The sequence below is a fragment of the Comamonas squillarum genome, assembly GCF_025309455.1.
GTDB classification, from domain to species: Bacteria; Pseudomonadota; Gammaproteobacteria; order Burkholderiales; family Burkholderiaceae_C; genus Comamonas; species Comamonas squillarum.
On record NZ_CP104377.1, the window covers coordinates 321,100 to 335,910 of the forward strand.

Annotated in this window: 11 protein-coding genes; 6 read left to right on the forward strand and 5 right to left on the reverse strand. The window is 65.5% G+C overall.

The genetic code is table 11. The features are described 5' to 3' along the window. Nucleotides 1-21: 21 nt before the first annotated feature. Together N4T19_RS01465 and N4T19_RS01470 are read right to left on the reverse strand one after the other, a co-directional pair. Entirely contained in the window at nt 22-942 is a 921-nt protein-coding gene (locus N4T19_RS01465; RefSeq protein ID WP_260719257.1) for an SMP-30/gluconolactonase/LRE family protein, read from the reverse strand. A 97-nt stretch (nt 943-1,039) separates the two neighbouring features. Then, nucleotides 1,040-2,704 carry a long-chain-fatty-acid--CoA ligase gene (locus N4T19_RS01470; RefSeq protein WP_260719258.1) on the reverse strand — a complete coding sequence of 555 codons (1,665 nt, stop codon included), beginning with the start codon at nt 2,702-2,704 and terminating at the stop codon, nt 1,040-1,042. A gap of 254 nt (nt 2,705-2,958) precedes the next feature. Between N4T19_RS01470 and N4T19_RS01475 the strand changes: the two genes are divergently transcribed. The 4 genes from N4T19_RS01475 (at nt 2,959) to N4T19_RS01490 (ending at nt 10,105) form a co-directional block, all read left to right on the forward strand. Then, nucleotides 2,959-4,623 carry a flavin-containing monooxygenase gene (locus N4T19_RS01475; RefSeq protein ID WP_260719259.1) on the forward strand — a complete coding sequence of 555 codons (1,665 nt, stop codon included), beginning with the start codon at nt 2,959-2,961 and terminating at the stop codon, nt 4,621-4,623. A 124-nt stretch (nt 4,624-4,747) separates the two neighbouring features. Next, the gene (locus N4T19_RS01480) at nt 4,748-6,853 is read left to right on the forward strand and encodes a 3-hydroxyacyl-CoA dehydrogenase NAD-binding domain-containing protein (RefSeq protein ID WP_260719260.1); all 2,106 of its coding nucleotides are present in this window, start codon (nt 4,748-4,750) and stop codon (nt 6,851-6,853) included. A 42-nt stretch (nt 6,854-6,895) separates the two neighbouring features. Beyond that, a complete protein-coding gene (locus N4T19_RS01485; RefSeq protein ID WP_260719261.1) occupies nt 6,896-8,080 on the forward strand; it encodes an acetyl-CoA C-acyltransferase in 1,185 nt (394 codons plus the stop codon). 177 nt (nt 8,081-8,257) lie between these two features. After that, complete coding sequence (locus tag N4T19_RS01490; RefSeq protein ID WP_260719262.1) at nt 8,258-10,105, forward strand: acyl-CoA dehydrogenase; 1,848 nt, start codon at nt 8,258-8,260, stop codon at nt 10,103-10,105. A gap of 141 nt (nt 10,106-10,246) precedes the next feature. Here N4T19_RS01490 and N4T19_RS01495 read toward each other — a convergent pair whose 3' ends face one another. Both N4T19_RS01495 and N4T19_RS01500 read right to left on the reverse strand, forming a co-directional pair. Further along, on the reverse strand, nt 10,247-10,687 hold the full coding sequence (locus N4T19_RS01495) for a hypothetical protein (RefSeq protein ID WP_116925141.1): 441 nt from the start codon (nt 10,685-10,687) through the stop codon (nt 10,247-10,249). Nucleotides 10,688-10,859: 172 nt separating this feature from the next. Next, nucleotides 10,860-11,102, reverse strand: a complete 243-nt coding sequence (locus N4T19_RS01500; protein ID WP_260719263.1) for a hypothetical protein — start codon at nt 11,100-11,102, stop codon at nt 10,860-10,862. 512 nt (nt 11,103-11,614) lie between these two features. On the opposite strand from N4T19_RS01500, the gene N4T19_RS01505 reads away from it, so the two are divergent. Next, complete coding sequence (locus tag N4T19_RS01505; protein ID WP_133248085.1) at nt 11,615-11,869, forward strand: hypothetical protein; 255 nt, start codon at nt 11,615-11,617, stop codon at nt 11,867-11,869. Between the two features lie 107 nt (nt 11,870-11,976). On the opposite strand, the gene proX is transcribed toward N4T19_RS01505, so the two are convergent. Further along, nucleotides 11,977-12,987: a glycine betaine/L-proline ABC transporter substrate-binding protein ProX gene (gene proX / locus N4T19_RS01510; RefSeq protein WP_260719264.1), complete on the reverse strand. Its 1,011-nt coding sequence runs from the start codon at nt 12,985-12,987 to the stop codon at nt 11,977-11,979. Between the two features lie 621 nt (nt 12,988-13,608). Between proX and N4T19_RS01515 the strand changes: the two genes are divergently transcribed. Beyond that, on the forward strand, nt 13,609-14,799 hold the full coding sequence (locus N4T19_RS01515; protein WP_260719265.1) for an ankyrin repeat domain-containing protein: 1,191 nt from the start codon (nt 13,609-13,611) through the stop codon (nt 14,797-14,799). Nucleotides 14,800-14,811 lie beyond the last annotated feature (12 nt).

Sequence of the window (14,811 nt, forward strand, 5' to 3'; positions counted from 1 at the left end):
AGAAATGAGGTCCGCCACGTCTCAGCGTGGGCTGTTGGTATCGTCAAAACGCGCTTCTTCCAGCCCCGTTGCGGCCAGGCCGTCGATGACAAAGACGGCCCCCGCATCCGGGTGGCTGGAGCGCAGCAGGTTGCCGCTGTTGCTGATCGAGGTGAGGTAGATGGTCTGCAACGCCGGGCCGCCAAAGGCCGGGCAGGTGATGAAGGCATCGGCGGGGAAGTCCACCGTGGCCGCCAGCTCGCCACTGGGCGTAAAGCGGGCCAGCTGGCCGCTTAGCACCATGGCCACCCAGAGGTAGCCCTGGGCATCGACCGTGGCGCCATCGGGCGCCAGGCCCAGCGCGGCGGTATCAATAAAGGCCTCACGCGTACCGCAAGCGCCGGTGGCCGGGTCATAGGCATAGCGCCAGATCTGGCGCGCCGGGCTGTCGGCAAAGTACAGCCAGCGGCCGTTGGGGCTAAAGCAGGTGGCATTGGCTACCTGAAAACCCTGGTCCAGCTCGCGCAGGCGGCCATCACCGCTCAGTTGGTAGAGTTTGCCGGTGGGCGACTGCGGCGTCATGCTCATCGAGCCGACCACAAAGCGGCCGCCCCGGTCGCAGCGCCCGTCGTTCAGGCGCATGCGCTCGCCCTGGTGTTGCACCTGCACGCCCATAGGGGTGATCCGGCCGCTGTCCGGGTCCAGAAAATGGAAGTCATCTTCCAGCGCCAGCAGCAAGCGCCCACTGCGGCACAGCGCGATCGAGCCGATATGGGCATGCAGCGCCCACTGTTGCTGCCGGCCGTCTGCCGGCCAGTAGCGGTGTACCCACTGGGCGCGGCCATCGATCCAGTACAGCGATTGCGTGGCCACATCCCACAGCGGGCATTCGCCCAGCAGATCGCGCTGGGGCAGCAATGGATGGATGCGCGCGGCCGCTGCCTGCGCGGTGAGGGCGTTCATGTCTTGTCTCCTGGTGCGGTCAGCCAAGGCGGTGCCCTGGCTGCTGCGGGTGCGCCGGCCTTTCTAGGGGGCCGTGCGCGTACCGGGCGTGTTTAGGTTAGGTGGCGACGGGTGCCGAAGAGGTGGCCGTGGGCAGCCGGTAGCCTTTGAACTGCTCGCGCAGCCGGGTCTTGAGCAGCTTGCCGGTGGCGGTGTGGGGCAGCTCGTCAACAAACTCCACTGCATCGGGCAGCCACCAACGCGCCAGCCGGTCTTTCATAAAGTTCAGCAGCTCCTGGCCGCTGACCTCAGTGCCGGGCTTGCGCACGATGACCAGCAGCGGGCGTTCCTGCCAGCGCTCGTGGTGCACGCCGATGACGGCCGCCTCCTTGACGGCGGGGTGCGCCAGCGCCAGGTTCTCGATGTCGATCGACGAGATCCATTCGCCGCCAGACTTGATGACATCCTTGGCGCGGTCGGTGATCTGCACAAAGCCTTCGTCATCAATCCGGGCCACATCGCCGGTGCTGAACCAGCCTTGCGCATCCAGCGCCGAGCCAGCCTCTTGCCCGTAATAGGCAGAGATGACCCAGGGGCCGCGCACGCGCAGCTCGCCGGGCGCTGGGTCGCCGGGCGGCAGCTGCTGGCCCTCGTCATTGAAGATGGCCACATCCACGCCATACATGGGCCTGCCCTGGCGGGCGTGCACATCGATGCGCGCGTCGCGGGCCAGTGCCTCATGCTGGGGCAGCAAGGTGCTGATGGTGGCCACTGGACTGGTCTCGGTCATGCCCCAGGCCTGGTTGGCGGTCACGCCCAGCAGGCTGTCGAACTGGTCGATCATTGCGCGGGGCGCTGCAGAGCCGCCCATCATGATGCGTTCGAGCTTCAAGGCCTCTTTGTCGGCAGCTGGCAGGCTCTCCACATGCTGCAAAAAGCCCATCCAGACGGTGGGAACGCCCAGCGAGAAGGTGCAGCCCTCGTCGCGCATCAGCTGGTACAGCGCCTTACCGCTCAAGTCCGGCCCGGGCAGCACCAGCTTGGCGCCGCACATGGCGCTGGCATAGGGCAGGCCCCAGGCGTTGACATGGAACATCGGCACGGTGAGCAGCACGCAATCGCGGGCGCGCAGCGCCAAGCCATCGGCAGCGCAGACCACCCAGGAATGCAGCACGGTAGAGCGGTGGCTGTAGAGCACGCCCTTGGGGTTGCCGGTGGTGCCCGAGGTGTAGCACAGCGACGAGGCGCTGTCTTCGGCGAGCTCGGGCCAGTCAAAATCGCCCGCGTCCTGGGCCACCAGGTCCTCGTAGCACAGCAGCGGGGCGGGCAGGTCCATCGCGGGCATCTGCTCGGGTTTGCACAGCGCCACATAGGCCTTCACTGTTTTGAGGCTGGGCGCCAGCTCGGCCACCAGGCCGGCAAAGCTCAAATCAAAGAACACATAATCATCGGCCGCGTGGTTGATGATGTAGCGGATCTGGTCGGCAAACAGGCGCGGGTTGACGGTGTGCAGCACGGCGCCAGCGCCCGATACGGCGTAGTACAGCTCCAGATGGCGGTGCGTGTTCCAGGCCAGCGTAGCAATGCGTGCACCGCTGGCCATGCCCTGGCGCAGCAGGGCGGCGGCCAGGCGCTGCGAGCGCTGGGACACGGTCAGCCAGTTCGAGCGCGTGAGCTCCCCATCCGGGGTGCGGGAGACGACTTCCACTTGGGGATGAAAGCGTGCTGCATGTTCCAGCAAGCCGGAAATCCGCAGCGCGCGCTGCTGCATTAGCCCTTGCATGTTGCTCCTTGTTTTGTTTTATATACCTGTCGGCAGGTAAAAAGTTTAGCAGCCGCAGCAGCGTCGCAAGCCCGGGATTACCCTGGACTTGCTCCCTCCAAAACGCTTGCGGGGAAACCCTGTTGTTTACCGGTCGGCAAGTAGGCATGATGCAGCGAGAACAAGGTGGAGGCGAGCTGCCATCCCCTATCAAGCCGGTGCCCCACTGCGGTGTGGCGGGGCGGCCGGCACCAGCCAGCAGGAGACAAAGAGCAATGGACAATCACACAATCCACCAGGTGGATGCGGTCATCGTGGGCGCCGGTTTTGGCGGTCTGTGCGCAGTGCACAAGTTCCGGGAGATGGGGCTGAAGATCCAGGCCTTCGAGGCCGGTGGCGATGTGGGCGGCGTCTGGTACTGGAACCGCTACCCCGGCGCACGGGTCGATCTGCCCAGCATCGACTACAGCTTCTCCTTCTCGCCCGAGATCGAGCAGGAATGGACCTGGTCCGAGCAGTTTGCCGCGCAGCCCGAGCTGATGCGCTACTTCCACTTTGTCGCCGAGCGGCTGGACCTGCGCAAGCACTACCAGTTCAACACCCGCGTGGAGAGCGCCCGCTGGGACGAGGCGCGCCAACTGTGGGTGGTGCGCACCAACCGGGGCGAATGCTATGAGGCGCGCTACTGCATCATGGCGACGGGCCCGCTGTCGGTACCGAAGGAGCCCGAGATTGACGGCATTGCGCGCTTTGGCGGCCAGATCCTGCGTGCGGCGCGCTGGCCGCATGAGCCGGTGGATTTCAGCGGCAAGCGGGTGGGCGTGATCGGCACCGGATCGACCGGCATCCAGATCGTGCAGGAAGTGGGCAAGCAGGCGTGTGAGCTGTTCGTCTTCCAGCGCACGCCCAGCTTTACGATGCCGATGCGCAATGTGCCGCTGGAGCCCGAGTACGTCGCCGAAGTCAAGCGCCACTATGCCGGCATCCGCGAGCTGGCACGCAACAGCAATGTGGGCGGCGTGCGGCCGCAGTCGAGCCGCCCGTTTTTCAGCGTGACGCCAGCGCAGCGCCAGGCGCTGCTGGAAGATGCCTGGCTGCAAGGCGGCCTGGCGATGCTGGGCACCTTTGCCGACCTGATGCAAAACGAGCAAGCCAACGAGGAAGTGGCCGAGTTTGTGCGCGGCAAGATTGGCGAGGCGGTAGACGACCCGGCCACCGCCGAGGCCTTGAAGCCGCGCGGCTACCCCATCTTTGCGCGCCGCCCGTGCCTGGACACCGGCTACTACGAAACCTACAACCAGCCCCATGTGCATCTGCGTGACTGCATCACGGACCCTATCGTGTCCATCACCGAGAAGGGTGTGCGCACGCAGTCGGGCGAGGTGGAGCTGGATGTGCTGATCTTTGCCACTGGCTACGACGGCCTGACCGGCGCACTGCTGGCTTTTGAGGTGGAAGGGCGCGACGGCCTGACGGTGCAGCAGAAGTGGAAGGAGGGTGCGACCTCCTGCCTGGGCATCATGATGCATGGCTTCCCCAACCTGTTCATGACCACGGGGCCCAATGGCCCCTCGGCCCTGGCCAATGTGGTGCGCACCAGCGAGAACGATGTGGACTGGACGGCCGCTGCCATCCGCCACATGCAGGCCCAAGGTTTCGGCAGCATCGAGCCCAGCGCGCAAGAGGAGCGGGCCTGGATGGACCTGGTCCATTCGCTGGCGCCGCGCACCTTGCTGTCCAAGGCCAAGACCTGGTATGTGGGCGCCAATGTGCAGGGCAAGGCCCCGGGCCTGACCATGTTTACCGGCGGCTTCCAGAAGTACCGCGAGCACTGCCTGGCTGCCATCCAGAAGGGCTTTAGCGGCTACCACTTTGCGCAGAAGCGCGAACGCGAGCGCGCGGCAGACGCCAGCGCAACAGTGGAAAACGCCACGCACTGATAACCTGGGTCTCCAAGCTCCCTGGGTGTTGGAACGGCCTGTCTGCTGGCCGATCCGCCCTGGGGCTGTGCCTGCCTGCGCCCTGCAGCGGGGCATTTTTATCTTCCACCAAGAGCTGCCAGCCATGAGCAACGTCACCTTTCACAGCGCAGACGGGATAGGCCGTATCTGCATCTCCCACCCGCCGCTGAACCTGTTCTCGCACAGCCTGCTGATGGGGCTGAGCGCCGCGCTGGCGCAGTTTGAGGCCGATGCCTCGCTGCCGCTGCTGCTGATCTACTGCGAAGGCCCGTCCTTTGTTGCGGGTGCGGACATTGCCGAGTTCAACAACCCGGCGTTTTCTGCCGAGGCCATCAATGCGCTGCTGAACCGCATCGAGGCGCAGACGCGGCCGGTGGTGGTAGCCCTGCATGGCACGGTGCTGGGCGCTGGCATGGAGCTGGCCCTGGCCTGCCACTACCGTGTGGCACAAAAGGGAACCAGGCTGGGCCTGCCCGAGGTGAAACTGGGCATTCTGCCCGGCGCCGGCGGCACCCAGCGCCTGCCACGCCTGGTGGGCGCCAGCTTGGCGCTGGACATGATGCTGAGCGGCCGGCCGGTGCCTGCGCAAGAGGCGCTGGCCAGCGGCATCGTCGATGCGGTGGAGGAGGGCGACCCGCTGGCGTTTGGACTGGCCTTTGGCCGCCAGCTGCTGGCCCAGGGGGGCCAGCCGCGCCGCTTGAGCGCGCAAAGCGCCCCGCCCGGCGAGCACAGCCAGGCGATTGCGGCAGCGCTGGAGGCTGCACGCCAAAGCCCGCAGTACCCCGCCAAAGAGGCCATCGTGCTCTGCGTGCAGCAGGCGCTGACCGCTGACTTTGCCAGCGGCGCCCGTGCCGAGGCCGAGGCCTTCAAGCGCTTGCTGCCGTCGGCGCAGTCGCGCGCACTGCGCCATCTGTTTTTTGCACAGCGCCGCAGCCGGCAAATTCCTGGCCTGGAGCGGCAGGTGCCGGCCGGCAAGATCGAGCAGGTGGGCATTCTGGGGGCAGGCACCATGGGCAGCGGCATTGCGATGTGCTTTTTGAACGCCGGCATCCGCACCGTGCTGGTGGATGCCGCAGCTGCGGGGCTGGAGCGCGGGCTGCAACTGATCCGCTCGACCTATGAGGCCCGGGTGGCCAAGGGCCGCATGGGGGCTGAGCAGCCCAGCGCGCGCCTGGCGCTGTTGACCTCGTCGCTGGACGACCAGGCGCTGGCGCCCTGCGACCTGGTGATCGAGGCGGTGTTTGAGGACATGGCCCTGAAACTGCAGGTCTGCCGCCGTTTGGGCGAGGTCTGCAAGCCTGGCGCCATCATCGCCAGCAACACCTCGACCCTGGATGTGGATGCACTGGCACAGGCCACCGGACGGCCTGCCGATGTGGTGGGCATGCATTTTTTCAGCCCGGCCAACATCATGCGTTTGCTGGAGGTGGTGCGCGGCGCTGAGACGGCCCCGCAGGTGCTCAAGACCGTCATCGACCTGGCCGGCAAGATCGGCAAGACGCCGGTGGTCTCGGGCGTCTGCTTTGGCTTTATCGGCAACCGCATGGCCGAGGTTTACCTGCGCGAGGCCGAGTTCTTGCTGATGGAAGGCGCAAGCCCCGCGCAGATCGACGAGGTGGTGCAGGCGCTGGGCCTGGCGATGGGCCCTTGCCGCATGCTGGATATGGCCGGGCTCGATGTGGGCGCCAAGACCGTCATCGAATGCGAGAAGGCCGGCGGCCTGCCGCCCGATGCCAGCTACCGCGCCGTGGTGCGCAAGATGTTTGCACTGGGCCGCTTTGGCCAGAAAACGGGCCTGGGCTACTACCGCTACGAGGGCCGCAACGCGCTGCCTGACCCGGAGGCCAGCCGCATCGCCGCCGAGCTGGCGCAAGCGCATGGCATTGCCCAGCGCAGTGATATGGCAGCGCAAGAGATTGTCGAGCGGTTGCTCTACAGCATGGTCAACGAGGGCTGCAAGATTCTGGACGAGGGCATCGCCTACCGCGCCAGCGATATCGATGTGGTCTGGGCGGCGGGCTATGGCTTTCCGGATTTTCAGGGCGGGCCCATGTTCATGGCCGAGGAGATTGGCCTGGCGCAGATCGTGGAGCGGCTGGAGCACTATGCCGCCAGCCGGGGCAACCGCTATGGCTACTGGACGGTGTCGCCACTGCTGCAGCGGCTGGCTGCACAGCGCCAGGGCTTTGACAGCCTGCAAGCCGCCTGAGGGCCTGAAGGCCGAAACCCATCAATATTGAAGAGCACCGCCATGAAAGACGCCGCCATTGTTTCCACCGCCCGCACGGGCATCGGCCGGGCCTACAAGGGCTCGCTCAACCACACCCGTTCGCCCCAGATGATGGGCCACAGCATCGAGCACGCGGTGGCGCGCGCCGGGGTGGACCCGGCGGAGGTGGACGATGTGATCGTCGGCTGCGTGCTGACCGGGGGCACCGCCGGCATGAACCTGGCACGCAATGCCTTGCTGGCCGCAGGCCTGCCGATGAGCGTGGCGGGCCAGACGGTAGACCGGCAATGCGCCTCCGGCCTGATGGCGATTGCCAGCGCAGCCAAGCAGGTGCTGGTCGATGGCATGCAGGTGGTGGTGGCAGGCGGCTGCGAGAACATCACCGCCGTGCAAACGTCTTATATGGAATGGGCCAGCCGCGAGCGCGATCCGGCCGTCATCGCCCGCGCGGCCCATGCCTATATGCCGATGCTGCAAACGGCCGAGCATGTGGCGCGCCAGTACCGCATCAGCCGCGAGGCCCAGGATGCCTATGCGCTGGAGTCGCAGCTGCGCACCGCGCGCGCCCAGGCCGCTGGCCTGTTTGACCGTGAGATCGTGCCCTTCAGCACCCAGATGGCGGTGACGGACAAACTCACGAAGGAAGTCAGCCTGCAGCAGGTGACCCTGGCCCGCGACGAAGGCAACCGCCCCGACACCAGCCTGGAAGGGCTGGCGGCGCTCAAGCCGGTGATCGAGGGCGGTGTGATCACCGCTGGCAATGCCAGCCAGCTGTCGGATGGCGCATCGGCCTGCGTGGTCATGGATTCGGTACTGGCCGAGCGCCGGGGCCTGGAGGTGCTGGGCATCTACCGGGGCATGGCAGTGGCTGGCTGCGCACCGGAAGAGATGGGCATCGGCCCCATTTATGCGGTCCCCAAGCTCTTGGCCCAGCACGGGCTGCGCGTGCAGGACATCGGCCTGTGGGAGCTGAACGAGGCCTTTGCCTGCCAGGCGCTGTACTGCCGCGACCAGCTGGGCATCGATCCAGCCTGCTTCAATGTCAACGGCGGCGGCATCTCCATCGGCCACCCCTATGGCATGACGGGCGCCCGCATCGCCAGCCATGCCTTGCTGGAAGGCCAGCGACGCGGTGTGCGCTATGTGGTGGCCACCATGTGCGTGGGCGGCGGTATGGGAGCGGCAGCCTTATTTGAGGTTGCTTAAGAACGTGCTGACGATCTCCTCGCGCCGCGACAGTGTCCCTACGGGTTGGAGCGAAATCGGGCGATTTCTTCGCGCTGGCCCTTGCTTGCACCCCGGTGCAAGCTGCGTTCCATCCCTTCGAATCCATCCCGATTGCTCTCCAACGCCGCTGCGTAGAGATCCTCAACACGTTCTAACATGCAACTCGACTACGCCAGCATCCGCCAGACCCTGGATTTTTTGCTCTACGACTGGCTGGAGGTAGAGGCACTCAGCCGCCATGCGCGCTATGCCGGCCATGACCGGCAGACCTATGGCGCCGTGCTGGACATGTGCGAGCGCCTGGCTGCTGACAAGTTCGAGCCCTTCAACCGCCTGGTGGACCAGCAGGAGCCGCATTTTGACGGCCAGCAGCTGCATCTGCCTGACTGCACACCGGCAGCCTGCGCCGCCTATGCCGAATCGGGCATGCTGGCTGCGTCGCACGACTACGAGGTGGGGGGCATGCAGCTGCCCTGCGTGGTGGATATGGCGGCCAACAGCATGGTCTCGGCCGCCAGCATTGCGCTCAAGGCCTATTCGATGCTGACAGCGGCCAATGCCGGCCTGCTGCTGGCCCATGGCACGCCCGCGCAGCAAAAGGCCTTTGCGCTGCCGCAGCTGCAAGGCCGCTTTTTTGGCACGATGAACCTCAGTGAGCCCCAAGCCGGCTCCAGCCTGTCGGACATCACGACCCGTGCCGTGCCCGATGGTGACGACTTTGCAGATGACCCGCTGGGCCCGCGCTACCGGCTGACGGGCCGCAAGATGTGGATCTCAGGCGGCGAGCATGCGATGGGCGAGAACATCGTCCACCTGGTGCTGGCCAAGGTGCCCGATGACAGCGGCCAGCTACCCGCTGGCGTGGGCGGCATCTCGCTGTTCATCGTGCCCAAGGTCCTGGTCGATACCGAAGGCCAGGTGACCGGCGAGCGCAACGACATTGCGCTGGCCGGGCTGAACCACAAGCTGGGCTACCGGGGCACCGTCAACACCTTGCTGCATTATGGCGAGCAGGGCGGGGCCGTTGGCTACCGTGTGGGCGCGCTGGGCGCGGGCCTGAAGTGCATGTTCCACATGATGAACGAGGCCCGCATCCAGGTGGGGCTGGGCGCCACGATGCTGGGATACGCCGGCTACCTGCAATCGCGTGACTATGCCCGCCAGCGCCCGCAGGGCCGCCCGGTCGCTGCCGGCCAAAAGGTGGTGAAGAACGCGCAGCAGCCCCAGGTGCCGATTGCCGAGCATGCCGATGTCAAGCGCATGCTGCTGGCGCAAAAAAGCTATGCCGAAGGCGCGCTGGCGCTGCAGCTGTACTGTGCCAAGCTGGTCGATACGCAGCGCGCCGGCGCGCCGCAGCAGGGCGATGCCGCGCAGCTGCTGCTGCAGGTGCTCACCCCCATCGCCAAAAGCTGGCCCAGCCAGTGGTGCCAGGAGGGCAACAGCCTTGCCATCCAGGTGCTGGGCGGCTATGGCTATACGCGCGACTATGCGGTGGAGCAGCACTGGCGTGACAACCGGCTCAACATGATCCACGAAGGCACGCACGGTATCCAGGCCCTCGACCTGCTGGGCCGCAAGCTGCGCATGGATGGGGGAGCCGCCTGGGCCTTGCTGCAAGCCGAGATCGCGCAAACCGTCGCCACTGCCCGGTCGGTGCCCGCATGCGCCCCCTGGGCCGATCGCTTAGATGCGGCCACCCAAGCCCTGCATGCCGCCACCGACGCGGCCTGGGCCAGCGGCAACGCCCAGCTGGCCCTCGCCAACGCCACCGCCTACATGACCGCCTTCGGCCATGTCACGCTGGCCTGGTTGTGGCTGGACATGGCGCTCAAGGCGCATGGGCGCATGGCGGCCGCTGATGCCGGGCAGCAGGCCTTTTTGCAGGGCAAGCTGGATTGCGCGCGCTACTTTTACGCGTATGAGCTGCCGCTGGTGCAGGCCTGGCTGGCGCCGGTGATGGCGGGGGAGGCGCTGTTTGTGGAGCTGGGGGGGAGTGGGTTTTGAGCCCTGGGGGAAAGGGCGGGGCAGGGTGCCGCAGGGCTTTAATCCGCGTTCAGCGCATGGTGCAGGTGCTGGCGGCGGGTAGGGCTCTATTGGTTGATGGGCCGCTCAAGCCTGCCAATAGGGCCTCTGCGGGCGGCGCACTCATACCTTGGCGAGGAAGGCCGCCGCATCACCCGCTTCACACTTCCAGTCTGCGAAGACCCCCACCAGATCGCATTCAACGCAGTGGCAAGCGATGTAGTACCAGCGCACATCATGCGTGCCCTGGTACACGGAGACGCCGGACACCAGCTCGAACACCTCGTTCTCGCACACGCAGGCGTGCCCCTCGGGGGTGGCCTCTTCCATGTAATCCTCGCTGTCGCCCATCAGGTGTTCCTGCCCGCAGTCGGAGCAGGTGCGGATGGCCACGCCGGCTTCTTCGTCGGTCTGCAGCGCAAAAGTCCGGGAGCCGCACTCGCATTTGGACGAGGCAAACCGGGTGGCCTCATGGCCATTGGCAACGCTGTAGCTGCGCAGCTCGGCTTGGGTGTCTCCCGACGTCGTCCCGTACATGAACTCGCCCTTTTTCGTCAGTGCCATTGGTGTTGTTCCATTCTTCAAAGTGGGCTTCCCTGCAGACCTGTGCCAGGCTTGCCCCGATCATCTGGATTTTGCCTGAATTGGCCGATCCCAGACGGTTGCAATGACACCTACCGTGATCGCAAGCACTGGCCGGATGTGTCGCGCTACAGGCTCGCTTTGCCGGCGTTTATCAATGCGGCCATGTCTTGGATGGCATCCTTCCTGAAGGTCTGCTGCCACTGCGCAGTCCATTTAGCCGTCCCTGCTCTTCCCATGCGGCCAGAGCCAGTGCATTCACGATCTCTGCATCCAGCCAGGCATCGGCATAGCGTGGATCCGTCGACAGATCTTCGGCCGCTGCAACAAACGCTGCGAAGGAGAACATACTCTCTGTTGCCCTCGTGGCGCGAGACTCAAAGGTGTTTAAATCCAACTTGTCCTCCAATGCCTGCTATGGGGCGGCCTTGCGCTCTTGACAGCATGACAATTGCACCATCTCAACGTGGAGACGATGGACGCGTATGCTATGCGCCCACCACCCGATGGAAATCGGACAATATGCGACGGATGGGTTCCTACCCATCGGATTCACTAAAAGGAAACAATGCCTGTGGAGCAATATCGCTTTGGGCCTATGCAAGCACGGCACCTTCCAGTGTTGCCTGAGGGCAGTGTGCAGCACCTGGCCGATCACTACAGCAGTGCCTGGCGCGGCACGGTCCTGCGCATGGGATGCAACGGACGCGCTGGATTTGGTGCTGGACTGGCAGCCAGACAGTACGTCCATGCGTTGCCTGGCATCGCGCGCAGCGGGTGTGGGCCAGCGAGATGCAGTAGTGCGGCATTCCTTTGCGAAGCCATGGGCCTTTGGGCCTTTGCCAAGGCAGTGAGCAGGTGATGGGCCTTCCGAACACCCCGAGCCGACGGCGACCGTGGCTGCAGTCGATGGCAGCCCTCGCCATCGCGGCCTTGATCGGCTGGGGTTGCATTATTGGCGCGACTGAAGTGGTGGAGAGCTTGCGCTCCGGGGTGCTCAACAACCGCAAAGGACCTGACATCCTTGCTGCCGAGCAGCCCGTCCTTTACTGGGCATTGATCAGCTTCTACACGGCCGCAACCCTGACCGCCGCCGGCTTGGCGCTTTTGGTGATGGCCATAGCAGTGCGCGATCTGATCCGTGCACAAGGCGCTGATCAATGAGTGCGTGGTCGACGCGCCAGGCGGCCTGCGTGGGTGTTGCCGAGGTGTAGAAGCTGCGCGCCCATCGCCCAGCGTTCAGAGCAAACCCAGGTCAGCGCTAACCCAGGTCAGCTTGCGGCGGCCTTCAGCGCTGTCTCGATCCAGCCATCAAAAGTCTTTTGGTTGGCCTTGATCCAGCTGTCCGTGTGGCGCTCCACGTCCTGTTGGCGGTTCTCGCCGTCGTGCATCCGGCGGTTTTGCTCGCTGATGTCCCCGATGGGCAGCGACATGATCTCAAACAGCTTGGCGGCGGCGGGGTTCTTTTCGACAAAGGTCTTGTTCGCCACGATGTATTCGTTGTTGACAGGAAAGCCGTAGTTCTTGCCGTTGGGCAATTGGGTGTCCGTGCCGGCCTGTACGCCGGGCATGGCCGAGAACGGCACTTCCAGCCAGACAACGTCCTTGCCCGAGCGCAGCACATTGCTCAACCAGTAGGGGGTCCAGGCGTAGAACAGCACCGGCTTGCCTTGCTGATAACGGGCCAGCGTGTCCGAGATCAGCGCAGGGTAGTTGCCCTGGGTGTAGTTCACCATGCCTTGCAGCTTGAAGGCGGCGAGCTGGTGGTTCACCACGGCTTCGCCACCCCAACCGGCGCTGGGTCCGACCAGATCGGCCTTGCCGTCGCCGTTGGTATCGAAGAGCCGGGCCAGCTTGGGGTCGCTGAGCTGGCTCAGGTGGGTGATCCCGTACTGATCGGCTGTCTTCTTGTCGATCATGTAACCCTGGGCGGCGCCGGCTGCGTACACCCCCTTGCGCGACAATTTGGCGTCGCCCCCTACGCTTTTGTAGAACTCCGAGTGGTGCGGATTCCAATGGTTGGCCATGAAGGTGGCGTCTCCGCGCGCAACGGCCAGATGCGCCAGCGGGTACTCGACCTCCTTGATGGGCTGCACGTCATAGCCAAGTTTGGTCAGCGCACGCGTGACCAGCAGGGTCTGGAAGGTTTCCTCGGCCAACGAACTTTGCAGGGGCAGCACCTTGACGCCCTTGCCGGGCAGATCGCCAGCGTGGGTGGACAGTACAAGGGCCAGCAGGGCGCTGGCGAGCAGGGTGCGGGCAAAGTGTCGGGTGTTCATCATGCAGTGTATTTCCTATACAAGCGGGTGGAGAAAGCAAGCTAGCTCTTGGCGCCACGCAAGCGCCTGAGCCGAGCTCAGGGAGGTCTCTGGCGCCATGGCGGCAAGCCTGCGGCAATGCAATGCGATGGGCGATAGCCGCCCAAGCCAAGGCAGCCACGTTCCACAGCCGCAAGGCAGGCGCTAAAGACGGCGAGACAGACGGCGCAAGCAAGGCCTGCCGATCGTGGGATCAGCGTCCAGCGGGCGGGACAAGGCGTTGGTTGACGACGCAGGGCGGTGGGGGCAACAGCGCCCCACGCAAGAAAATAGGTACCGCGACGGGACGCAAGCTGGTCCGCGAGTAGTACCGAAGCGCCAACATGCTCTGTTGGCTTTAAGACTCTAATAAATATAACTCCCGAGTCTAAAGCAGTCAAGGCTTGCGCGGCGTTTATCCGTTGCGCTGCAGGGCTCGGAGGGGGGCGGGGGAGGGGGACTGTCAGTGATGGGGTAAGTGCTCTGCGATTGGAGTTCCGGGCCCCGGCGCAGGGTTCTCTCAGCCCACCTCACTCTTTCGTGGCATGGCACTAAACTTCCGATCCATCACTCCTTCGATGTGCGACAGGATCGCAGTTCCCTCCCATGCCACAGCTTGCTTCTGGAACCTCTATCCCTGGCTCAGCTGGCGCAGGCAACCAGGCCGCTGCGCGCGGCGATATCCGCACGTTGGCCGCGTTGGCCGAAGCGGGCGAAGACCTGTCGGCCCTGTGGAACATTCGCACGCTGCTGATCGAGGCCGTGATCGCCCAGCAGGCGGAGGCGGTCGGGTGGTTGCTGGCGCGCGGTGTGTCGCTCAACACCCCCGATGCCGTGATGGGCTGGACGGCCTTGGGCTGGGCTGCCAGCGGCAATGAGGCAGCGCTGGTGCAGGCCTTGCTGGCCGCCGGCGCCGATACCGAGCACCAGGCCGACGAGCACGGGCGCACGCCGCTGATGGCCGCCGCCCAGGCGGGTGGCGACGAGGCCGTGATCCTTTTGCTGGCCGCTGGCGCGCAGCTGGCTGCCCAGGACGGCCTGGGCGCCACCGCTGCCGACCTGGCGCGCCGCAACGGCTTCGAGGCCTTAGCCGCGCGCCTGGATGCCATGCTGCCCCCCGCGCTGCGTGCCGCTGCGCCGGCGCCGCCCAGCGGAACCTTGCCCTGGCCCGAGGAACCGCTGGCTGTGCTGCACTGGCCCGATGACTTTCCCGCGTTTCAGCAGCCCAATTGGCGGAGCCTGGCCAGCGGCGAGGACTCGTCGTTTGACAGCGCCTTTCACGCCGCGCTGGCCGACCGACTGATCCCCGCCTTTGCCTGCCCCACGGCGGCGCTACGCAGCTGGGTGCAGGCCATGAACCACTGGGAGCGCGCGGCGAGTCAGGCCATCGCTGGCGCCCGGGGCGCCGAGGCGCATCTGGACATGGGCGTGATGTGGCAGCAGCTGGCGGGTGCGATGGCCCTGCGCCAGGCCTATGCCACGCCGCGCCTGCGCAAGTACCCGCGCATCTCCATCAGCGCCAAGCCTGATTTGCCGCTGCACCTGGACCTGCTGGCGCTGGAGTGGCCAACTCCTGACCAATGCACCATCACCACCCAGCAGCGCATGCTCCCCGTCGATGAGCCCGAGTCGGCCGACACCCAGGCGGGCACGACCACGCGCGGGGAATTCTTCTCGAACCGCTGGCCCATCGTGGAGAGCCGCTTCACGTTGCTGCGCAAGGCCGGCCAGTGGCGCATCGACCGTTGGCAGCAGCGCTACCAGGGCAACAGTACCTGGGACAGGCAGGTCCTTTAAGCCCGCGCAGGC